Source organism: Halococcus qingdaonensis, from assembly GCF_024508235.1.
GTDB lineage: Archaea > Halobacteriota > Halobacteria > Halobacteriales > Halococcaceae > Halococcus > Halococcus qingdaonensis.
This window is the reverse complement of record NZ_CP101943.1, coordinates 2449129-2471641: the sequence shown is the minus strand read 5'-3', so window position 1 is coordinate 2471641 and position 22513 is coordinate 2449129. Positions and strand designations below refer to the sequence as shown.

Here is a 22513-nt window from a genome sequence, read left to right as displayed (position 1 = left end):
CGATGCGGGGAACCACAGCGGACCCAAGCGCGGCACGATGCGGTCGACGGGGGTTCCTGAAAGTCGCCGGCAGCACGGCCGTCGGCATCGGGACGGTCGGCGCGACGGCGGGAACCGCCAGCGCACAGGAGAGCGGCGCTGCGGGCTGGTTCGACGGCGTCGACAACTTCGAGAAGGTGGTCGACAAGACGGGAACGAAGCAGATCGAAGTGGCCGTCGGCGCGAAGGGCAACGGCGGGAACTTCGCGTTCTCGCCGCCGGCCGTCCGCGTCGATCCAGGAACCACGGTCACCTGGAAGTGGACCGGCGAGGGCGGTGGCCACAACGTCGTCGCCGAAAACGGGGCCTTCGAGAGCGAGACCGCGAGCGAGGCCGGCCACACGTTCGAGCACACCGTCGAGGAGAAGGGGGCGGTCAACTACGCCTGCGTGCCCCACCGGAGCATGGGGATGCGCGGGGCGATCCTCGTCGGTGCCGATGCCGCCGTCGAGAGCGGCGCGGGGAACGGTAGTGAGGAATCATCGTCGCCGTACGGTGGCTGGCTCGACGATGTCGAGAACTTCGAGGAGGTCGTCGACCGCACCGGTCGCGATCGGGTCGAGATCGGGGTGGGCGCGCCGGGCAACGGCGGGATCTTCGCGTTCGACCCACCAGCGATCCACGTCGATCCCGGGACGACGGTCGTCTGGCGACGGCTGGAGGAGAGCGAGGCGCTCACAGTCGTCGCCGACGACGAGTCGTTCTGGACCGACTTCAGCGGGACGGACGGGGAGACGTTCGAGTGGACGTTCACCGGCAATCGGGTGGTGAAATACTCCTGCCCGGCCTACGAGCAGCTCGGGATGAAGGGGCTGCTCGTCGTCGGCAACCCCGATCTCCCGTCGGCCGGCGACGTGCTCTCGACGCCGTGGGGCGGCGCGCTGGCCGGGAGCGGGCTGATGGCCGTTCTCTCGCCGCTCGTCTTCGGCGGGTTCCTCGCGGTTCGGAGAAGCCGCGATCGGGAGCCGTGAGCCACCGAATCGACGGGGACCGATTCGCCGTCGGCCGGACCCCTCCCGTTCGCCGTCGGTGCGATGCCCGTCGGTGCGATGCCCGTCGATCGGTATCGAGCCAGTAGTCGTCGAACTACCATATCAGAGATAATGAAAATGCGTGCGAGCGGGAGTGATGAATGACGCTATTGTGGACCATGGTTGTGATAGTCATTCATTCCGAACGAGTTCGGGTGAAACTATTCCCGTCTCCCTCACCTCGTTCCGGTGATGCCAGCACGGAGTTCGATGTATCAGGAGATCGGTGGCAGCGAGGCCGTCGAAGCAGTCGTGGCGAACTTCTACGAGCGCGTCCTCGACGATCCGCTTCTCGAACCGTACTTCGAGGGTTACGACATGGAGGCGCTCTTCGCACACCAGGTCCAGTTCGTGAGCGCCGTCGCCGGCGGGCCGGTCGATTACAGCGGCGACGACATGCAGAGCGCCCACGAAGGGATGGGGATCACGGAGACGGCGTTCTCGCACGTCGCCGGCCATCTCGCCGACGCCATGCGTGCGAACGGCGTCGCGGAACCCCACGTCGAGAGCATCATCGACGAGGTCGCGGCGCTCGAAGACGACATCGTCGGCCAGTAGCCCGTCGACTCACCGTCTCACCGTGGGATAGCCAAACGGGGTGTGATCGTACCCATGTGGACGCAAAAATACGTGAAACCCAAACTATCAAACCGCCATCCGGAGAACGGCCCGTAGAATGGATAGCCGTCCAACCGTCGTCGTCCGTCATCTTCCGGCTGATGTCGGACGGTGAATGGGTCGTAGCCGAGGGACGATGAGTGCCAACGAATCCGGGAGCCTTCGATCGGGCACCGTTCCGTGGCAGGCGTCGAACCTCCACGTCGTTCTCGCGAGTTCGATGGTCGGGATCATGGGCGTCTCGTTGCTCACGCCCGTGCTCCCCCAGCTGAAGGGCGTGTTCGGTGTCGGCGATGCCGCTGTCGGCCTGATCGTGCCGGCGTTCACCATCCCCGGGGTCGTGCTCACCCCGTTCATCGGCCTGCTGGCCGACCGGATCGGCCGTCGCTGGACCCTCGTCCCGCTCCTGCTGCTGTTCGGCGTGGCGGGTGCGGGGATCGCCTTCGCCTCGACGTTCCGGCAGGTCCTGCTGTTGCGAGTGCTTCAGGGAGTCGGCGGCAGCGCGCTGATCATGCTCGCGATCACGCTGATCGGCGACTACTACGACGACCCGCGCCGCAGCGCCGTCATCGGCATCAACGGCGGGGCCATCGGGAGCAGTGGGGCGATCTTCCCGTTCGTCGGCGGCACGCTCGCGGCGGTGCGCTGGCAAGTACCCTTCCTGTTCTTCGGGGTGGCGATCCTGGTGGGCCTCTACGCGCTGTCGGTGCTCGACGAGCCGACGATCGGCGAGCAGCAGTCGGTACGGGAGTATTTCCGGCGAATACGGGGTGTGCTGGCGTACCCGCGCGCCGTCGCCGCCAACCTGACCGTACTCGTCCACTTTTTCATGTTCTACGGCATGCTGACGGCGATCCCGCTGGTGCTCGGCGACAGCTACGGGCTGTCGAGCAGCCGCATCGGGATCGTCCTCGCCACGCTCTCGATTGCCAGCGCCGCCTGCAACACCCAGTACGGGCGCATTTCGACGCGTGTCGGCCCGGTCGTCCTGATCGCCGTCGGCTTCCTCCTCTACGGCGGATCGTTGCTCGGGCTCGCGACACAGCCGTCGCTCGCGCTCGTCGTCGTCTGTCTGCTCGCGTTCGGCACCGGCGTCGGCCTCATCACGCCGTCGCTCGACAGCACGATCGTCGGGCTCGTCCCCGAGGAGCTGCGCGCGGGGCTGATGAGCGTCAGAACGAGCATGCTCCGACTCGGCCAGACGATCGGCCCGGTCGCATTCACCGCAGCTGCCTCCCTGTCGCTCGGATCGAGCACGATCGGCTTCCCGGCCGTGTTCGCCGGTATCGGCTGCTTGGCCATCTTCGGGGGCGGTATCGCCGTGGCGGTCCGCTGAGGTCGGCGCGGCGAGCGCACATCGGCGACGGGCCAGCAGTGTCCGGGGTCAGTGATCGACAGGCAACACGGCAGAGTTTCGAAGCGGTGATCACGGCCGATGGGATCGCCAGAGAGAGTAGTTGCCAACCTGTCGGACCCAGATTACGAGTGCCAGCGACGTTGACGGGCATTCACTGTTTCTTGGACGCTGACAGTCGGCAATAATCGCTTGGAACGGTGATCCAACGGGTCACGGGTTCGTGGAGATCGTGCGCACGATCCCGGTCCGTACGACGAAACGAACGAATGCAACTGATCGGACAGTCGTCAGAGGAATGTCGAGGCCGTTATACACCAGTTATCGCTATAACAATCGGCGACCCGTGGCGCTGCAATCACGAGCGTTGCCGACGAGATGAGCAATGGGAGTCAGAGGGGGAGCTTCGGCGACCGCTCGTCAGAAGTGAATTTCTCGGTTTGCACGCGGCTACCGTCAGGCGCATTTCGCCCCGGGACGAAACAGTCGTTCCGTCAACGAAGCCAGCAGTGATCGGCGGGAACCACGATGAGCACGGGCCGAGAGCGGTCTCCGCTGGATGATCCGTGAGGGCTGCACGGTAGATATTCACGTGGAACTTCGGTAGTTCCCAACTGAAATCTCAACATCTCCTCTGAACCGGTGTGCTATCGAGGTAAACATCGTAGTGGACCGGTTGGCTGGAGGTCAGAAGCGCCGCTGCGTACTCAACGCTTCCCAGCATCGACTCCTCACGAACCCAGCCAACAGCTGGAGCTCACGAAGGGCACCCCCGAGGCCGCGGGCTGGCCTCAGCCCGCGGCCGCGGTGTATGCGTCCGGCACGCCGACACCATTCATCTCGATCTTCCACCGCCGCTCCAACTCTTCTTCCAACGCGTGTCGAATCCAGTCACAGAACACCGAGAACGTGAACTCCTCGGGCAGGTCGCGCCCGCCTCGGCGAGGGCGGGCGACGACCGCCCATCGTAGCACCAACCACAGGTTCTCCAGCAGAAAGCTCACCACCACGAACGCAAACCGCACGATCGGATCTTGCGTCGACGTTACCGCTCGTGCACTCCGAAACAGACGGTAGCTCGATTCGATCGCTGACCGCTTTCGGTAGCAGTGTTCGACCTGTGTAGGCGTGCGATCGCCCAGATCGCACGCCGCGTACCCTCGGACCACTTCACCATGCTTGCCGCGATCGCCGTTCTGATACGAGACAGAGACTGCGAGCGGGAAGCGCAGTTCCCGCTCGCTGTCCTTGTACATCCGGTAGGTCGTCATGTACGATTTGTGCGTCTCAAGCTTCTCTTCGAGCCGGTCGCCTTTCTCGGCGACCGGCACGACAGTCGCGGCGATCTCTCGTGAGCGGCGGATGACGCGCTCGTTGTAGAAGCCCGAATCAGCCAGTAGCAGCTCGATCTCGAAGGGATAGGCCTCGACGCGGTCGAGGACGCGCTCGACCGCGTCGGCCTGCTTCTCGTCGCTGCGGACGTACGTCATCGCGAGCGTGATCGGTTTCCCGTTCGAGACGAGGTAAGCAGTGCAGTATCGGTGGCAGGTCGTGGTACCGTCTTTGGGGCTCATTCGACAGAGTTCGCCTACCTCGTCGCTGTAGGTGCCGTGATAGGGGTTATCGACGAAATCGATGGAGACGATCCTCGACCGGTCAGGGTCGAGGATCGTCATAGCCAACTGCATGAACAGGAGGTTAGCGGCGAATTCGAGCCAGCCTCGATCGAGCGTGTGGAGCCACTCGAAGACAGTATCGTCACAGGGAGCCTCGTGATTCTCGGCACAGACCTCTCGAATGGAGCTCTGATTGGTGCTGGCAAGGATAACGACGGACCAGATGTCGCCAGGATCGAGGGGCGAGCCCTCGATCCCTGGCAAGGGAAGCTCTCCGATCACATCCGCCGCTACACCTTTGACATCCCACGCCGAAAGGAAGCCGTCTGGTTGCGGTAATTCTAACACATTCACCCAACCAGACATCTTCTGCAATCAGACCGACGCTTTAGCTCCGCCTCTCAACTCGATTGGGAACTACCGAACTTTGTGTCATTTGCAGTCGTCTCGATCCTGATCGATCGAGAGAGGTCGGCGTCGCCATATTGATCGTGCATGCATCGTGGGCGCAAAAAGCGGGAACGCGCGTTCAAACACCGACAGATCGCCCAATCAGGATGATCTGACGAACGAAGCGTACTATCCGAGTCGGACGGACGGCATCGATCCCCGATGTCTCGTTCGGCTACTGCGATCGGTGACGGATCGGTTTCGCTTCGCGTGATCCCAACAACCAGTCGACCAGCGGTTCGGCAGACGGTGGAACACCGAATATCGGCCGTCGATCATCACAAGGGGCGTTCGATATCGCGACATACAGTATATCAAGTCGCGCAGCAGCCGTTGCTGGCGGATCGTCAGCAGTCAACGCGCTACTCGTACCGACCACGGAACCGATCCGGTTCGTCGGTCGGCTCGATGGCGAATCCGAGTGAATCGTAGAACGGGCGAACGCGGCGGTGGAACTCGGCCCGGAGATCGCCAGCGGTCGCTGCGGCGGCGCGCTCGACCAGTCGCGTCCCGATACCCTGGCCGCGTCGCCGCCGACGGACGGCGATGGCGTCGATCTCCCGGTCGTCGAGAACGCACGCGCCGAGAAGCCGATCGTCCGCGACGGCGATCCACACCGCGTCCGCCCGGATACGCTTGCGAACGGTGTCGGCGTCGGTTGCAAGCGACGCTCCATCCAGGACGTTCATCACTGCCGGGCGCTCCGCCGGGCGCGCGAGACGGGTTTCCACCGTCTTAGCCGCCCTTGATGAGCCTGAGTACGCGCACCGACTCGGCGTCGATCTCCGCATCGGCCGGGACCGGCTGGCCGTCCCGGAGCACCGTCGCCTCGTGGCGGCTCAGCCCCACCGCGTCGAGCAGGTCGCCGTAGGTCCCTTCGACGGCGAGTTCGTGAGTGTCGCCGCCGACGATATCGACCGTGACCATATCGACACGAGCCGGCGATCGGGTTTGATGCTGTCGGACGGCTCCGAGCGCTCGTCCCGGTCTCGGGTGTCTTAAGAGTCGGCCACCCTTCGCATCGCCATGAGCGAGACCAGCGGATCGGGGGGCCGGGGCGAGATCTGGATCGAGAAATACCGCCCGTCGGCGCTCGCCGAGGTCGCCGGCCAGGACGACATCACCGAGCGGCTGCGGAGCTACGTCGCCCAGGACGACCTGCCACACCTGCTCTTTTCGGGCCCCGCCGGCGTCGGGAAGACGACCTCGGCGATGGCCATCGCGCGCGAGATCTACGGCGACGACTGGCGCGAGAACTTCCTGGAGCTCAACGCGAGCGACGAGCGCGGGATCGACGTCGTGCGCGATCGCATCAAGAACTTCGCGCGCACGAGCTTCGGCGGCTACGATTACCGAGTCATCTTCCTCGACGAGGCCGACGCGCTGACGAGCGACGCCCAGTCCGCGCTCCGCCGGACGATGGAGCAGTTCGCGAACAACACCCGCTTTATCCTCTCGTGTAACTACTCGAACCAGATCATCGATCCGATCCAGTCGCGCTGTGCGGTCTTCCGATTCGGGCCGCTGCCCGAGACGGCCGTCGCAGAGTACGTCGAGCGGATCGCCGGCGAGGAGGGCATCGAGATCACCGACGACGGAGTGGATGCCCTCGTCTACGCCGCCGACGGCGACATGCGCAAGGCGATCAACGGGCTGCAGGCCGCCGCCACCACAGGAGAAACGGTCGACGAGGAGGCGGTCTACGCCATCACGGCCGCCGCACGGCCCGAGGAGATCGAGACGATGGTCCAGCACGCGATCGGGGGCGATTTCACCGCCGCGCGCGCGAAACTCGACGACCTGCTCACCGACTGGGGGCTCGGCGGCGGCGACGTCATCGACCAGCTCCACCGCTCGGCGTGGTCGTTCGAGTTGGACGATCAGGCGACTGTACGACTGCTCGAACGGGTGGGGGAGACGGACTACCGCATCACGCAGGGCGCGAACGAACGGCTCCAGCTGGAGGCACTGTTGGCGTCGCTCGCGCTCGAAGCGGAGTAAGGCCGGGACTGATTGACGACAACGACAGCAATCATATACCCGCCATCGGTAGCACGCACAATGGCTACCGGCGTGCTCGCTCTCGCGCAGTTCGGACAACTACCGCCGATAACGACCGGTATGGTCGTCGTCTTCGCCATCACGATCTGTGCTTTCGTGCTCTTTGCGAGCGAACTCGTTCCTGTAGACGTCACCGCACTGCTCGTCATGGTCGCGTTGATGGTGCTCAGCCCGTGGACACAGGTCTCCATCGAGGAGGGTGTCTCCGGCTTTTCCAACAGCGCGACGATCACGGTGTTGGCGATGTTCATCCTGAGCGCGGGCATCAGCCGGACGGGCGCGGTCCAACGCCTCGGCAAGTGGATGGCCAGCGTCGCCCGCGGTGACGAGCGCCGGCAGCTGCTGTCGGTCATCGGCGTCGCCGGGATCCCCTCGGGACTGCTGAACAACACACCGATCGTTGCGATGTTGATTCCGGCGGTCTCGGATCTGGCGCGCGAGGGCGGCACTTCGCCGTCGAAGCTGCTGTTGCCGCTTTCGTATGCCTCGATGGTCGGAGGGATGCTCACTCTCATCGGGACCTCGACCAACCTCGTGGCCAGCGATGTCTCGGCACGGCTGCTCGACCGTCCGTTCTCGATGTTCGAGTTCACCGGACTGGGCGCACTCGTCTTCGTCACGGGGGCGCTCTATCTCCTGCTCGTTGGCTATCGTCTCATCCCCGAGCGCATCGCGGCCGGCGAGGGTCTGCTCGCCGAGTTCGCGATGAGCGAGTATCTAACCGAAGTGGTCGTCGAGGCGGACTCGCCGCTCGTGGGGGAGGAGATCGCGACGATCACCGAGGACGGCGGGCCGACCGTAGTGCAGGTGATTCGTGACGGCGCTCACATCGAACCGTTCGCCACCGAGACGGTCGAGGGCGGCGACGCGCTCGTCGTTCGAGCCGACGTCAGGGAACTCCGTGCGTTCGCCGCGACCGAGGGTCTCGACGTTGCGAGAACCAACGTGGGCGAGGGTGAATTCACCGCCGACGAGCGCCAACAGTTCGTCGAGCTCGTCGTTCCGACAGGGTCGTCGTTCGTCGGGGAGAGCGTGACTGCACCGTTCGGTGCGGACGTGAATCTGCTGTCGATACGTCGCGGTACCGAGCTGCTCCACCACCAACTGGGGGACATCGCGCTCGATCGTGGCGACACGGTGTTGGTGCAAGCGACCGCCGAGAGCATCGAGCGGTTGGCGACGAACCCGAACGTCATCGTCGCACGCGAGCTCGAAGCATCGAACTACCGCACGGCGAAGATGCCGATCGCCGTCGGTATCGTGGTCGCGGTCGTCGGTCTCGCCGCGTTCGGAGTTCTCGATATCCTCGTCGCCGCGCTCGCTGGCGTCGTGGCGATGGTGTTTTCGGGCGTGCTCGAACCCGACGAACTCTACGACGCCGTCGAGTGGGACGTCATCTTCTTGCTCGCGGGACTCATTCCACTGGGGATCGCCTTCTCCCAGACCGGGGCAGCCGCGCTCATCGGTGCGCTCGTCGCCGAGAGCGCGAACTACCTCCCGCCGCTCGGTGTGCTCTGGGTGTTTTACGTGATAACGGCACTCACGACCGCCGTAGTGAGCAACGCCGGCAGCGTCGTGCTCATGGTTCCGGTCGGTGTGGCGACGGCGGCACAGATCGGCGCGAACCCGTTCGCGTTCGTCCTCGCGGTGACGTTCGCGGCGAGTGCGGATTTCATGACGCCAATCGGTTATCAGACCAATCTGCTCGTCTACGGTCCAGGTGGCTACCGTTTCACGGATTACTTCCGGGTCGGTGCACCGCTGCAGGCGCTGCTGTCGGTAGTGACAGTGCTCGGTATCTCGCTGTTCTGGGGCGTATGAGTTAGTTCAGCGTCCAGATAGCGTAGTTGAGCGCCGTCGCAAAGGAGACCCAGGCGAGATATGGCACCAGCAGCGCAGCCGCCCGGCGTTCGACGCGCGCCGCGGCACCGATCGTGGCAACGATAGCGAACCAGAGCGGAACGATGACGACGAGTCCCAAAACAGGGGATTCGAGCCCGAAGAACGCCGGCGACCACGCGACGTTGAGTACGAACTGGACGACGAACAGCCCGAGCGCGACCCGAACCCGGCGGTCGTCGAGACCCGCGCGCCAGACGAGCCACGCGGCCAGCCCCTGAAATGCATAGAGCACCGTCCAGACCGGGCCGAAGAGCCAGTTCGGCGGGGTGAATCCCGGCTTGTTGAGCGTCGTGTACCACGTCTCGATCTGCGGGGCCGTGATCAACCCGCCGGCCGCGCCGAGCAGGACGCAAGCCACGACGACCGACGAGAGCGTGACGAACGGCCGTCGATCGGGGAGTGACCGCCAGTTGACTGCCGACATACCCCTCGTAGAGCGGCCGCCGGCTTAGCACTACCGCCGGCTGAGACGGCCCGAGCCGGGGCACCGAAACCGCCCGACTGAACCGTGAATCGACCGTTCCGAACGGGACGCAACTGTTTTAGGCGAACGGCGGTTTGAGCGGATAGCATGAGTACGCTCGAAGCGGAGTACCGACTGCAGTATTTCGAGGAGGAGGGGTTCGTCCGGAAGGAGTGCCCCGACTGCGGCGATTTCTTCTGGACGCGCGACGCGGACCGTGAGAACTGCGGCGAGCCACCCTGTGCGGAGTACGAGTTCATCGGCAATCCGAGTCTCGACGAAGAGTACAGTCTGGAGGAGATGCGCGAGGCGTTTCTCTCCTTTTTCGAAGACCACGATCACGAACGCATCGACCCTTACCCCGTCGCGGCGAACCGCTGGCGCGACGACGTCCTGTTGACCCAGGCGTCAGTCTACGACTTCCAACCGCTGGTGACGAGCGGCGCGACGCCGCCGCCGGCGAACCCGCTGACGATCTCCCAGCCCTGCATCCGGATGCAGGACATCGACAACGTGGGCAAGACGGGCCGACACACGATGGCCTTCGAGATGATGGCTCACCACGCGTTCAACGCGCGCGAGGAGCTCGACGATCCCGACCAGTACGCCTACGAGGGCGAGGTCTACTGGAAGGATCGAACCGTGGAATACTGCGACGAGTTCTTCGAGGCGATGGGTGCGAACCCCGAAGAGATCACCTACATCGAGGACCCCTGGGTCGGCGGCGGCAACGCCGGCCCGGCGATCGAGGTCATCTACCGCGGCGTCGAGCTCGCGACGCTCGTCTTCATGTCGATGGAACAGGATCCCAGCGGCGAGTACGAGCTGAAGGACGGCAACACGTACTCGAAGATGGACACGTACATCGTCGATACGGGCTACGGGCTCGAACGCTGGACGTGGGTCTCGCAGGGAACGCCCACCGTCTACGAGGCGATCTACCCCGAGATGATCTCCTTTTTGAAGGGGAACGCCGGCATCGACCACACCGACGAGGAGGAGGAGCTCGTCACGCGCGCGGCGACGCTCGCTGGCCACATGGATATCGACGAGGCCGAGGACGCCGAACGCGCCCGCGGGACGATCGCCGAACAGCTCGGCGTCGACGTCACCGAGCTCCGCGAGCTGCTCGAGCCGCTGGAGGCGATCTACGCCATCGCCGATCACTGCCGCACCCTGGCCTACATGCTCGGCGACGAGATCGTCCCCTCGAACGTCGGCACTGGATATCTCGCCCGAATGGTGCTCCGGCGGACGAAGCGACTCTGTGATACGGTTGGGGTGGACGCGCCGCTCGACGAACTGGTCGACATGCAGGCCGAGCGCCTCGGCTACGAGAACCGCGACACGATCCGCGACATGGTGCGGACGGAGCTCGAGAAGTACCGCGAGACGCTCGAACGCGGCGGTCGACGCGTACGCCAGCTCGCCGCGGAGTACGCCGAGCGCGACGAGGCGATCCCGACCGAGGAGCTGATCGAGCTGTACGACTCCCACGGGATCCAGCCCGACATGGTCGCCGACATCGCCCGCGAGAAGGGAACTGATGTATCGGTGCCCGATGACTTCTACAGCCTCGTGGCCGCCCGTCACGGCGAGGAAGGGGTGGCCGAGGAGACGGGAGAGCAGGGCGACGAGCGCGTCGCCGACCTGCCCGAGACCGAGTTACTCTACTACGACGACCAGACGCGCATGGCGTTCGAGGCGATGGTGCTCGACACGTTCGAGCGCGAGGAGGGCTACGACGTCGTGCTCGATCGAACGCTGTTCTACCCCGAAGGCGGGGGCCAGCCGGCCGATACGGGCACACTGAGCACCGACGACACCACCGTCGACGTCGAGGACGTCCATCGAGAGGGCGACGTCGTCGTCCATCACACGGACGGGGATCCCGGAACGGGCGAGTTCGTCCGCGGGCAGATCGACGCCGGCCGGCGACGCCAGCTGATGCGCAACCACACCGCGACCCACATCGTGATCCACGCCGCGAGGCAGGTGCTCGGCGAGCACATCAGACAGGCCGGCGCACAGAAGGGCACCGACCGATCCCGGATCGACGTACGCCACTACGACCGCATCGACCGCGAGCAGGTCCGCGAGATCGAACGGATCGCCAACGGGATCGTCACCGACAACGTCTCGGTGGGGTCGGAGTGGCCCGACCGCCACGACGCCGAGGAGGAGTACGGGTTCGACCTCTACCAGGGCGGGATCCCGCCGGGCGAGCGCATCCGACTGATCCACGTCGCCGACGACGTCCAGGCCTGTGGCGGGACACACGTCGCCCGCACGGGCGATATCGGCGCGATCAAGGTTCTCAACACCGAGCGCGTGCAGGACGGTGTCGAGCGGCTCTCGTTCGCGGCCGGTCCGGCGGCCATCGAGGCGACCCAGGACACCGAGGACGCGCTCGCCGGGGCGGCCGCAACGCTCGACGTCACGCCCGAAGAGGTGCCAGAGACCGCCGCACGCTTTTTCACCGAGTGGAAGGAGCGCGGCAAGCGCATCGAGGAGCTGGAGTCAGAACTCGCCGAGGCGCGCGCGAGCGGTGGCGTCGAGGGCGAGGAGATTACCGTCGGCGAGACGAGTGCCGTCATCCAGCGCATCGACAGCGATATCGAGGAGCTGCGAGCGACGGCGAACGCGCTCGCCGAGGGTGGCCAGGTCGCAGTGATTGCCAGCGGAGCCGACGGCGCGCAGTTCGTCGTCGCCGTGCCCGACGGGGTGGCGATCGACGCCGGCGAGGTCGTCGGCGAACTCGCCGGGCGCGTCGGCGGCGGCGGCGGCGGGCCGGCGGATTTCGCACAAGGTGGCGGCCCGCAAACGGGGGCGCTCGACGAGGCGCTCGACGAAGCGCCCGACGTGCTGCGGCAGGTGCTGAACGCCTGATCGAGGCGGCTCGTGTACGGTAGCTGTGAACAACCCTTTTGGTTCTCACGGTGAAAGTTCGTCCGATGGTAGGTACCGAAGCAGCAACGACGCCGGCGATCCGCGTCGCCGTCGGCTCCGCCGAGCACGACCGCGCGAACGGCGTGCTCGAAGCGGCGCGCGAAGCGGCGACCGACGTTCACATCGTCGAGACCGGCCCGACCGGTGCGGCAGCGCTCGCCCCGGTGGTGCTGGCCACCGCCGACGATCGAACCGCCGTCCACGCGAACGTCTCACCCGATCGTGCGCGTGAACTGGTCGAAACGCTCGAAGCGGGTGACGTACCGACCGACGACGCACACGCGGTCGCCGAGAGCGACGAGGGAATATCGATGCCCAAAACGGGACCGCTCGCGGCCGGACAGCGGCACGTGCTCGCACGCTGTGGCTGGGCCGCGCCGGCAGCACTCGACGAGTCGCTCGCCGAACGGGCACGCGACGAGCCGGAGGATCTCTTCGAGGCTGTGGCCGGCGCGGGCCTGCTCGGGCGCGGGCGCGGCGACGGCCACACGGACGAATCGATCGCGGAGGGGTGGGAGACCGCCCGCAGGAGCGACGGCGAGACGGTGGTCGTCGTCAACGGCAACGAGAGCGATCCCGCCGTGGGCGGCGATCGACTGCTACTCGAAAGTCGCCCCGCGGAAGTGCTCGACGGCGCGCTCGCGGTCGCGGCGGCCGTCGAGGCGACCGACGTCGTCGTCTATCTGAACGAGGACGACGACCTCGCGGCGCAGCGTGTCCGTGAGGCCGTCGAGAACGTCGACGCGGGCGGGACGGAGATCGACGTCGTTGCGGGTCCGGATCGGTATATCGCCGGCGAGATGACGATGGCGCTCGAAGCGATGGAGGGGGCCGACCGCCTCGAAGCCCGCCTCCGCCCACCGGGGCCGAGCGAGGTCGGCCTCTACGGCCGGCCGACGGTCGTCCACACGCCACGGACGCTCGCGCAAGTTCGAGCGTTCGCGGCCGCCCCGGACGAGTTCGAGACGAGCGCGGCCGATCCCGGCAGTCGACTGCTCACCGTGACGGGCGACGGTGTGACCGGGCCGACGACCGTCGAGCTGGCCACCGACACCGCGCTGGCGGAAGCGGTCGCCGACGGTGAGGAGTACAAGATGGCCTGTGTCGGCGGTCGGTTCGGCGGGATCACGCGCTCGCTCGACGTGCCCGCGAGCGCGCCCGCACTCGCCGGCGCGCGCCTCGGCACCGAAGGAGGGATCGAACTGTTCGACGGCGCGACGTGTGCACTGGAGTTCGCCGGCGCACGTGCGAAATTCGCCCGCGAGGCAAACTGCGGGCGCTGCGTCCCCTGTCGCGAGGGGTCGAAACAGCTCGTCGAACTGCTGCGCGACGTGTATGATGGCAATTTCCAACCGAGCGAGCTGCGCGAGCTGAGTCGTGTCGTCGCGGAATCGAGTACCTGCGAGTTCGGACAGGCCGCCCCACGGCCGGTGACGACGGCGATGGACGCCTTCGAGCGCGAGATCGCCGCCCACGCCGAGGGGCGCTGTCCGAGCGGCGTCTGCACGGAGACCAACTGATATGAGCACCGACCACACAGGACGACCCGAATCGCTCCCGAGCGTGCCGTCGATCGACGATCCGCGGCCACAACCGCCACTGACTGAACACTTCAACACGGGTACTGCGACCGATCCCGACGTGGGCGCGCGCGAGACGAGCAGTCTCACCGTCGACGGCGAAGAAGTGAGCGTCGACGAGGAGGCGACGATCATCGACGCGCTCGAAGAGGTAGGGGCCGACGAAGACCTGTCGGCACTGTGCTACTACGACCGCGAGGACACCGACCGGATCGGCCCGCGCAGCGAGTGTCGGACCTGTATGGTCGAGACCGACGAACACGGCCTGGTACCGTCGTGTAGCTTCCCCGCCGAGGAGGGGCTGACGGTACGCACGGACAGTACGGAGGCCGAAGAGGCACGATCGGTCAATCTTGATCTCGTGCTCTCGGACCACAACCTCCGGTGTACGACCTGTGGGAAGAACGGGCGCTGCGAGCTCCAGGACGCCGCCATCGAGGCCGACGTCGAGGTGCCCCGGTATGGCGTGTTCGACGACCGCGACGAGTACGAACCCATCGACGAGTCCTCGCCGTTCATCCAGATCGACCGGAACAAGTGCATCCTCTGCAATCGCTGCGTCGAGGCCTGCAACGACGTCCAGGTCGAGGGCGTGCTCCGTATCGAGGGGAGCGGTCCGGACACGCGCATCGGCTTCCAGAACGGTGCCGACGAGATGATGGACTCGACGTGTGTCTCCTGTGGCCACTGTGCGACGGTCTGTCCGACCGGTTCGCTCGTCGAGCAGGACTACACCGACGCGGCGACGATCCCGGTCCCTGGATTCACGCAGGAGAACTCCATCGGCGAGACCATCGGCGAGGATTACGACGGCCAGCCGAATCCGGCGACGCCGATGAAAGGGAATCAGACCTACGAGGACGACGCGCTCGACGGGGAGGCCGACGATGACTGAACAGCAAACCAACAGCACGAACGGCGGAGAGGACGAAAAGAAAGGCGTCGCGGGCTTCATGCAGCGCGCACGCGACCAGGCCCACGAGGCGAGCGAGAAGGACGTGACGAAGACGGCCCCGTTCAAGGCATTCGAGCACGCGACCGAGTCGGTCGCGCTGAACACGATGACTGAGGGGCGACTGTTCGATGTGGCCGACGCGCTCTCGGACTACCGCCTGCAGGACGTGGACGTGACCGACACGACCTGTGGCTACTGCGCCGTGGGCTGTCGGTTCGACCTCCACACCAAAGATGGAGAAGTGCTCGGCGCACGACCCACGGACCCGGAAAAAGCGCCGATCAACGGCATCTCGACTTGCGTGAAGGGGAAGTTCAGCTATAACTACGTCAACAGCGACGATCGCCTCACCGAACCCTTGGTCAAGGAGAACGGTGAGTTTCGGGAAGCATCGTGGGACGAGGCGCTCTCGCGAGTGGTCGACGGACTCGGCGGGATCATCGAGGAAGACAGTCCCGATGCGCTCGGGCTGATCTCCTCGTCGAAGGCCACGAACGAGGACAACTACGCGATGCAGCGGTTCGCCCGCGAGGTCATCGGGACGAACAACGTCGACAACTGCAATCGCCTCTGTCACGCGCCGACGGTCGCGGCGCTCAAACAGACCGTCGGCTACGGCGCGGCCTCGGTGGGGATGGACGACCTCGAAAACACGGACTGCTACCTGCTTTCGGGCTCGAACACGACCGAGGCCCACCCCGTGCTGGCGACACGGATTAAACAGAACGTCGCCGACGGGGCCGATATGGTGGTGTTCGACCCGCGGAAGGTCCAGATCGCCGAATACGCCGACCAGTACACCCGAACCGAACCGGGCTACGACACGGCCTGGATCAACGGACTCACCCGCTACATCATCGAAAACGATCTCCACGACGAGGAGTTCATCGACGAGCGCACCGACGGCTTCGACGATCTGAAGGAACATCTCGACCAGTTCACCCCCAAGTACGTCGAGCGGGTGTCGGGAGTGCCACCGGAGGAGTTGGCGTCGGCAGCGGAGACGATCGCCGCAGCCGATTCGTGCTGTTTCTGCTGGACGCTCGGGCTGACCGAGCACACCAACGGGACGGAGAACATCATCTCGATGTCGAACCTCGCGCTCGTCACGGGCAACATCGGCAAGCCCGGTGCGGGGCTGTCGCCGTTCCGCGGGCAGAACAACGTCCAGGGCGGCGGCGGGGACATGGGCCCGCTGCCGAACAACTTCCCGGGCTACCAGCCCGTCACCGACGACGAGATCCGCGAGAAGTTCGAGGCGGCGTACGACACCGAGATCCCGAGCGAGGAGGGGTGGCGGACGACCGAGCAGTTCCTCGCGGCCGATCGGGGCGATCTCCGCGGGATGTACATCATGGGCGAGAACGCCTCGCTCTCCGAACCCGGCGTCGATCACGCCCAGGAAGTCCTCGACGATCTCGACTTCCTAGCGGTGCAGGACATCTTCCTCACCGAGACCGCCGAACACGCCGATGTCGTCCTGCCGGCGACGACCGCCGTCGAGTCCAACGGGACGTTCACGAGTTCGAGTCGACACGTCCAGCTGGTGAAGCGAGCGATCGAGCCGAAGGGCAACACGCGTGGGGACTGGGAGATCCTGCAGGCACTCGCCAGGCGGTTCGGCCACGACTGGGACTTCGCGTCGCCCTCCGAGATCATGGACGAGATCGCCGAGCTGACGCCGATCTACGGCGGGATTAGTCACGAACGGCTCGAAAACGGCGCGGAGCTCCAGTGGCCCTGTTGGGACGACGGCCACCCGGGCACCACGCGCCTCTACGAGGAGGAGTTCAACACCGCGGACGGCAAAGCGTCGCTCATCCCGACGGGGCCGAACGAGCCGGCCGACCTCTCGGACGACGAGTTCCCGCTGACGATGACCACGGGGCGAGTGCTCTACCAGTATCACACGGGCACGATGACCCACCGCGAGGAGGGGATCATGTCCTACGTCGGCGAGGACTTCGTCGAGATCAACCCAGAGACGGCCGCCAACGCCGGCATCGCAAACGGCGACTACGTCCGCGTCGAATCGCGCCACGGGACGATTCGCGTCAAAGCGCAAGTCACCGAACGGCCCGGACAGGACACCGTGTTCGTCCCGATGCATTTCGCCGAATCGGCTGTCAATACGCTCACCGACGAGAACGATCTCGACACGGCGGCGCGAACGCCCGAGTACAAGGTGACGAGCGTCCGGCTCCGCTCCGGCGAGGAGAGCGACCCGGCACGAACGACCCGTGAGAGCGGCGACCGAACGCTCGCGGAGTCCGACGACTGATGACGCTCACACGACGCATCAAGCAGGCGGCGGGGCTCGGCGACGGCGAAGTCGGCGTCGAGAGCGATCGTGAACACGATGTCCGGGAGTGTACGGTCTGCGGGGAGCGCTTCGACACCGGTAAGACGACGTGTCCAGCGTGCGGTAGTCGACTGAGTCGGACGAAGACAGTCGTCCCGCACGCGCTGTTCAACCTGTTCGTGGTGCTCGCGGCGACCGGCCTGCACGCGATCCGGAACGTACTCACCGGCAACATCCCGCCGGAGTAAGGGTCGATTTTACCCTGGCCAGCGCTCTTATCCGTTTTCCGCCCCGAGAGAACGTATGACACGCCACGAGGATCAACCGACGCCCGACGAGAGCGACGAACTGTTCATCTGCCTCGACTGTAGCTACGAGAGCGTCGAGGAAACGGAGAGCTGCCCGAAGTGTGGCGGCGAGCTGGCGGTCAAACACTGACGACGGATTTCGAAAAGCGTCGAAGCCGGGGACACCGAACAGAACACGAGCAAGGAGGGGGGGTGCGAAGCGGTGATGATTCCCTACTGGTCGCCTATTTTATCTCAGCCTCGACATCGAAGTCGTCCGGTGTAGCCGTCCCGATAGCGGGAAGTCGTCGGAGTCGTGGACGGAAGAGGACGTAGACAGCCGTGAACCCGAAGCCGCTGGCGGCCAGCGCCATCGTCGTCGTTGTTCCCAACGTCTCTGCGATCGCTCCTCCGATGAGCGAACCGAGCGGGAGCGTCGCCCCGGAAGCGGTACCCTTTGTCGCCGAAATCCGACCCAGCAGGTCGGCCGGGAACACGCGCTGGTTCAGCGTCGAACTGAGCACGCCAGAGATCCCGGCGGGCACCAACGCAAGGCCGAACAGGACGACGGTGAGTGCCGGCGACGATACGAGAACCGCAGCGAGCCAGCAGCAGGCAGCCAGCCCGTGGACGAGGAGCATTCTTCCGTAGGGAACTCCCTCAAACCACGGACCGACGAGCGAACCGACGAGTCGGCCGATTCCGAGCGCACCTAGCAGCAGGCCGTAGACAGCGGGGCCGCCGAGGCCGTCGCCGAACGCTGGCAGTATCGCCAGCGTAACGCCGGTGGTGAAGTTCGCCACCGCAGTCATCAGTATCAGTTCGACGAACACCGTCCCGCGGAGCATCCTGACCCCGTCCTGGAGGTCCGAAACGTACGAACGAAGCACTGAGCGGACGGTCGGGGCGACTGATTCGGCTCTCGATTTCGTACGCTCGTCAGTTCTTGTAGCGACGCCGAGTCTGATGCCGGCGAACAGCAACGCGGCACCGGCGAACGTGGCCGAGTCAGCGAGAAACAGCGTCGTCGCACCGAAAACGGCGACGAAGCCGCCACCGAGCGCATCGAACACCATGTCCAGTCCGAGCGTCACGGTCGAGAGCGCCGCATTCGCCCCGGGGAGACGTTCGTCGTCGACGATACGGGGCAACAGCGCCGTCTCCATCGGAGCCATCAGCAGCGACGCGAGCATCAATATCGGGGCAACGGCGAACAAAACGCCGACGTGCAGAGAGTTCAGCGCTGCCGCCAGCGGCAGGACCAGTACGACGGTGCCCTGAACCACCTGCGAGCCGACGAGGACGCGTTCGAGCGGTAGGCGATCGACGAGCGGACCGGCAAACACCTGCAACAGCCACGGCAACAGTAGTATCGCGTTCAGCGCGCCGGTGACCAACGTCGAGCCACTCAGCTCGAAAGCGAGCCAGAGCATCGCCACCGTATAGAGGCTGTCACCGGCATTTGTGACGAACTGCCCGGCGAAAAAGCGCCGAAAATCGGCGTTGCGCCACAACACTCGATCGAGAGCGCTCATCGGCGATCACCCCCGAAAACCGTGGGAACAGTAGTGAAGAGAGCGGATAGGGAATTCGCTCGTCGATGCTGTGGCGATCGATGTGATCGGTTCGGTCGTGAGTCGTGTATCGGTACGCGGTCGTGCGAGTGCCGGCGTGTGACCGGCGACTCGGTGGATATCGGCATATGCGTGCGTGGTCGATGGAAAATGCGGCTACCGAGGAGGCAGCGAAACGAACCCGAGTGCTGCGGCTATCGGGCCCGTCCCGAGGCGGAGAGCGGGAGAGGGTTAAAGACCGGACGAACCGCGAACCGGTTGGTCATAGAACGTACATGAGGAGGTATGCGGGAATTCGATAAAAACGCACCGCTTTCGAACGAATGAAACGAGGAAAGAACGCTTGAGCGAGGCAGGAGTAGTCCCACCAGGATTCGAACCTGGGTCGAAGCCCCCAGAAGGCTTCAGGATTGGCCACTACCCCATGGGACTGTAGACGTCAGTTACAGCCGTCTCTACTTATCCCTGTTGGAACGGTTTCGTCCTGAACATCGAAATCGGTGGTTGATCGTCATGGTTCCAGTCGGTTTCGTCCCGAAAGAACAAGCGAACCACCGCCGATGGTCGTGTATGGACACACTTCGACTCGTCGGCGGGGTCGTAGTGGCGTATCTCGGATTCATCCTGATCATAGGTTCGTTCTCGCTCGTCTCGGATGCCGTTCCGGCCATCGCTTCGTTCGTCGCAGCGAACGCGACCCACCCGATAGTGCTGTTGAATCTCGGGTTAGTGGGTGCAACGGTTCTCATCGTCGCGCTCGCGTGGCGCAAACGGTGACGAAAGATCAGAGCTGACCGATGGTTTCGACGAATATTTTCGATTCCACGAACCAGTGCGGGCATGTACATCGGACGATTTCTCGTCGTCGGCCCCGACACCGGCGCGTACCGCGTCTCTTCGCGATCGTTCCCGAACCGGCAGATCGTCGAGCGCGACGACCGCTTCACCGTGGTGCCGACCGACGCGGCCGACAAGACGGACAACCCCTACGTCTCCTACAACTGCGTGCGACCGGTCGGCGATCGGATCGTCGTCGGCAACGGCTCGCACACCGATCCGATCGCCGAGAAACTCGCGCTGGGCTATCCCGCCCGCGACGCGCTCGCGCTCTCCCTCCTGGCGCTCGATTTCGAGAAGGACGACTACGACACCCCGCGCATCGCCGGCGTCGTCGGCCCGGAGAGTTTTATTGGAACTGTTCGCCGCGACGGACTCGTCGTGGAGGAGGTGACGGAGCCGACGCTGGTGGCAACCTACGAGAAGGACAGTCCGGAACCGACAGAGATTGCCATCGAGAGCGCCGCCGGGGCCGCTAACGCGGTCTACAACGCCGACTTCGAGCACGCGGTCTGTGCGGCCGGCGTCGCGCGGGCGGGCGACGAGTTCGAGACGGCCATCGAGAACGGCGATTGAAGGAGGGCGAGGTCGTAACCGGGGCATGATCGTCGGTGTCATCGCGGATATTCACGGGAATCGAGTCGCGCTCGACGCCGTTCTCGACGACATGCCGCCCGTCGACGCGCTGGTCTGTGCCGGCGACGTGGTCGGCTACAACCCGTGGCCCGGCGCGTGTGTCGACGCGCTCCGGGAGCGCGAGGTGCCGACCGTGATGGGTAACCACGACCGCGCGGTGGCGACCGGAACGGATTTTTCGTTCAACAGCATGGCCGGTGCCGGCGTCGCGTATGCCCGCGAGCAGCTCGACGACGGACAACTGGCGTGGCTCGCCGGGCTCCCCGACGAGCGCATCGAATTCGACGATCGGGTGAAAATCATCCACGGCCATCCCGACGATCCGGACCGTTACACCTACCCCGACATGTTCGCCGCGGACATGCTCGACGACGAAGACGTGCTCGTGCTCGGCCACACGCACGTCCAGCATCACGAGAGCTACGACGACGGGATCGTCCTGAATCCGGGCGGCGTCGGCCAGCCGCGCGACGGCGACCCGCGGGCAGCCTACGCGACGCTGGATCTCGATGCGATGAACGTCAATGAGCACCGCGTCGAGTACGACATCGAGCGTGTCGAGCGCGCGGTGAGCGAGGCAGGATTGCCGGAGCAGATCGGAAGTCGGCTGCGAAAAGGTCGTTAGAAGGTGTCCTGAACGATCGACAGCGCGCGCTCGCGATCGTCCCAGTCGACGAGCACCGCCACCGAGGTCGCGCTCGTGATGACGTCGTGGGCGGTGACGTGCTCGTCGCTGAGCGTCTCGATCATCCCCTGGACGACGCCCGACTGGGTCGGGAGCTCGCCACCCGAGATCCGGAGCGCGGCGAACTCCCCGTCGACGGTCACGCTCGACAGGGCGTCCTCGTCGATGACGCGCTCATGGAGCACCGTCTCGGCCTCCGTCGCGTCCTCGGTGTAGAGATAGAACGTGATCGAGTCGAGGCCGCTCGCCGCCGCGTCGATGTTGATCCCCACGTCGCCGAGCGCGCCCGAGAGCGTTGCGAGAATGCCCGGACGATTCCTGATCGCGCGCCCGGCGACCGTGAGACAGGACAGCGGCGTCTCCTGAAGGTCGATGAGCGTCTCGAAGGTGCCCTCGATGCTGGTCCCACCCTGGAGCAGGTCGCCGTGCTGGTAGTGGACGACCCGGACCCCGAGCTCCGGTTCCTTGTAATTGAGCGCGCTCGGCGCGATGACCTCCGCCCCCCGGAAGGAGAGGTTGCGGAGCTCGTCGACGCTGATCTCGCCGACGTTTCTGGCCCCTTCGACGACCCGGGGATCGCCGGTCATCACGCCCTCGACGTCGGTGACGATGACGACCTCCTCGGCACCCATGTAGTTGCCGAGCATGACGGCGGTCGTGTCGCTGCCGCCGCGGCCGAGAGTGGTGACCGAGCCGGCGTGATCCTCGGCGAGAAAACCCGTCAGGACCGGGACGACCTCGCCCATGCGATCGGCGAGCGCCTGCGCGCGGCGGGTCGTCTCCTCGACGTCGACCTCGCCGTGTGAGTCGGTGATGACCGGCCAGTGCTCGCCGCCGGGTTCGACGAACGCGGCGTCGACGCCGCGCGCCGAGAGGGCAGCCTTGACCATCCGGGCGGAGGTGCGCTCGCCCATGCTGACGATTTCCGCCTTGTCGCCCTCGGCGACGTCGAACTGGATCCCGTCGAGGAGGCTGTCGGTCGTCGAACCCATCGCGCTGACGACGACGGCGATCTCGTGGCCGGCCTCGACGGCGGCCGCGATCGAGTCGGCGGCGCGGTTCACCCGATCACCGCTGCCGAGACTCGTCCCGCCGAACTTCGCTACGACGCGCATCCCTGCCTCCGTCGGCGATATCGCCGCGTGAGAGTGTCGTGCATGGGTAGCGCTGGTAT

Annotated in this window: 20 protein-coding genes and 1 tRNA gene; 14 read left to right on the top strand and 7 right to left on the bottom strand. The window is 65.4% G+C overall.

What is annotated here, in order from left to right:
• Window positions 1–2 precede the first annotated feature (2 nt).
• The 3 genes from NO363_RS12845 (at window position 3) to NO363_RS12835 (ending at window position 3024) form a co-directional block, all read left to right on the top strand.
• Window positions 3–1010, top strand: coding sequence for a halocyanin domain-containing protein (locus NO363_RS12845; RefSeq protein ID WP_256685617.1), 1008 nt, complete (start codon window positions 3–5; stop codon window positions 1008–1010).
• Window positions 1011–1280: 270 nt separating this feature from the next.
• Window positions 1281–1628, top strand: coding sequence for a group I truncated hemoglobin (locus NO363_RS12840; RefSeq protein WP_007740307.1), 348 nt, complete (start codon window positions 1281–1283; stop codon window positions 1626–1628).
• Window positions 1629–1824: 196 nt separating this feature from the next.
• Complete coding sequence (locus tag NO363_RS12835; RefSeq protein ID WP_256685616.1) at window positions 1825–3024, top strand: MFS transporter; 1200 nt, start codon at window positions 1825–1827, stop codon at window positions 3022–3024.
• Window positions 3025–3833: 809 nt separating this feature from the next.
• On the opposite strand, the gene NO363_RS12830 is transcribed toward NO363_RS12835, so the two are convergent.
• The 3 genes from NO363_RS12830 to samp2 all read right to left on the bottom strand — a co-directional run bounded on the left by NO363_RS12830 (window position 3834) and on the right by samp2 (window position 6035).
• Window positions 3834–5006 carry an ISH3 family transposase gene (locus NO363_RS12830; RefSeq protein WP_256685615.1) on the bottom strand — a complete coding sequence of 391 codons (1173 nt, stop codon included), beginning with the start codon at window positions 5004–5006 and terminating at the stop codon, window positions 3834–3836.
• Between the two features lie 464 nt (window positions 5007–5470).
• Window positions 5471–5797, bottom strand: a complete 327-nt coding sequence (locus NO363_RS12825) for a GNAT family N-acetyltransferase (RefSeq protein ID WP_256685614.1) — start codon at window positions 5795–5797, stop codon at window positions 5471–5473.
• 46 nt (window positions 5798–5843) lie between these two features.
• Window positions 5844–6035 (bottom strand): ubiquitin-like small modifier protein SAMP2, encoded by a 192-nt coding sequence (samp2, locus tag NO363_RS12820; RefSeq protein WP_256685613.1) that lies wholly within the window; start codon window positions 6033–6035, stop codon window positions 5844–5846.
• Between the two features lie 99 nt (window positions 6036–6134).
• Between samp2 and NO363_RS12815 the strand changes: the two genes are divergently transcribed.
• The gene (locus tag NO363_RS12815) at window positions 6135–7109 is read left to right on the top strand and encodes a replication factor C small subunit (RefSeq protein ID WP_256685611.1); all 975 of its coding nucleotides are present in this window, start codon (window positions 6135–6137) and stop codon (window positions 7107–7109) included.
• Between the two features lie 60 nt (window positions 7110–7169).
• Complete coding sequence (locus NO363_RS12810; protein WP_370525563.1) at window positions 7170–8990, top strand: SLC13 family permease; 1821 nt, start codon at window positions 7170–7172, stop codon at window positions 8988–8990.
• Window position 8991: 1 nt separating this feature from the next.
• Here the strand turns inward: NO363_RS12810 and NO363_RS12805 are convergent, their stop codons facing one another.
• Entirely contained in the window at window positions 8992–9495 is a 504-nt protein-coding gene (locus NO363_RS12805; RefSeq protein WP_256685609.1) for a TspO/MBR family protein, read from the bottom strand.
• 147 nt (window positions 9496–9642) lie between these two features.
• Between NO363_RS12805 and alaS the strand changes: the two genes are divergently transcribed.
• The 6 genes from alaS to NO363_RS12775 all read left to right on the top strand — a co-directional run bounded on the left by alaS (window position 9643) and on the right by NO363_RS12775 (window position 17758).
• Window positions 9643–12423 (top strand): alanine--tRNA ligase, encoded by a 2781-nt coding sequence (alaS, locus tag NO363_RS12800; protein ID WP_256685608.1) that lies wholly within the window; start codon window positions 9643–9645, stop codon window positions 12421–12423.
• Window positions 12424–12488: 65 nt separating this feature from the next.
• Window positions 12489–14003 carry an NADH-ubiquinone oxidoreductase-F iron-sulfur binding region domain-containing protein gene (locus tag NO363_RS12795; RefSeq protein WP_256685606.1) on the top strand — a complete coding sequence of 505 codons (1515 nt, stop codon included), beginning with the start codon at window positions 12489–12491 and terminating at the stop codon, window positions 14001–14003.
• Between the two features lies 1 nt (window position 14004).
• Window positions 14005–14958 (top strand): 2Fe-2S iron-sulfur cluster-binding protein, encoded by a 954-nt coding sequence (locus tag NO363_RS12790; RefSeq protein ID WP_256685604.1) that lies wholly within the window; start codon window positions 14005–14007, stop codon window positions 14956–14958.
• A complete protein-coding gene (gene fdhF, locus NO363_RS12785; protein WP_256685603.1) occupies window positions 14951–17299 on the top strand; it encodes a formate dehydrogenase subunit alpha in 2349 nt (782 codons plus the stop codon). The genes NO363_RS12790 and fdhF overlap by 8 nt, the downstream gene beginning before the upstream one ends.
• Window positions 17299–17568 (top strand): hypothetical protein, encoded by a 270-nt coding sequence (locus NO363_RS12780; RefSeq protein ID WP_004053880.1) that lies wholly within the window; start codon window positions 17299–17301, stop codon window positions 17566–17568. The genes fdhF and NO363_RS12780 overlap by 1 nt, the downstream gene beginning before the upstream one ends.
• 55 nt (window positions 17569–17623) lie before the next feature.
• A complete protein-coding gene (locus tag NO363_RS12775; protein ID WP_256685601.1) occupies window positions 17624–17758 on the top strand; it encodes a hypothetical protein in 135 nt (44 codons plus the stop codon).
• A gap of 94 nt (window positions 17759–17852) precedes the next feature.
• Here NO363_RS12775 and NO363_RS12770 read toward each other — a convergent pair whose 3' ends face one another.
• Window positions 17853–19142, bottom strand: coding sequence for an MFS transporter (locus tag NO363_RS12770; RefSeq protein WP_256685600.1), 1290 nt, complete (start codon window positions 19140–19142; stop codon window positions 17853–17855).
• Window positions 19143–19540: 398 nt separating this feature from the next.
• Window positions 19541–19613, bottom strand: a tRNA-Gln gene (locus tag NO363_RS12765).
• 138 nt (window positions 19614–19751) lie between these two features.
• On the opposite strand from NO363_RS12765, the gene NO363_RS12760 reads away from it, so the two are divergent.
• The 3 genes from NO363_RS12760 to NO363_RS12750 all read left to right on the top strand — a co-directional run bounded on the left by NO363_RS12760 (window position 19752) and on the right by NO363_RS12750 (window position 21279).
• A complete protein-coding gene (locus tag NO363_RS12760) occupies window positions 19752–19958 on the top strand; it encodes a hypothetical protein (RefSeq protein WP_256685598.1) in 207 nt (68 codons plus the stop codon).
• 63 nt (window positions 19959–20021) lie between these two features.
• Window positions 20022–20594 (top strand): IMP cyclohydrolase, encoded by a 573-nt coding sequence (locus NO363_RS12755; RefSeq protein ID WP_256685596.1) that lies wholly within the window; start codon window positions 20022–20024, stop codon window positions 20592–20594.
• A gap of 25 nt (window positions 20595–20619) precedes the next feature.
• The gene (locus NO363_RS12750; protein ID WP_256685595.1) at window positions 20620–21279 is read left to right on the top strand and encodes a metallophosphoesterase family protein; all 660 of its coding nucleotides are present in this window, start codon (window positions 20620–20622) and stop codon (window positions 21277–21279) included.
• Here NO363_RS12750 and NO363_RS12745 read toward each other — a convergent pair.
• Window positions 21276–22454 (bottom strand): aspartate kinase, encoded by a 1179-nt coding sequence (locus tag NO363_RS12745; RefSeq protein WP_256685594.1) that lies wholly within the window; start codon window positions 22452–22454, stop codon window positions 21276–21278. The genes NO363_RS12750 and NO363_RS12745 overlap by 4 nt on opposite strands.
• Window positions 22455–22513 lie beyond the last annotated feature (59 nt).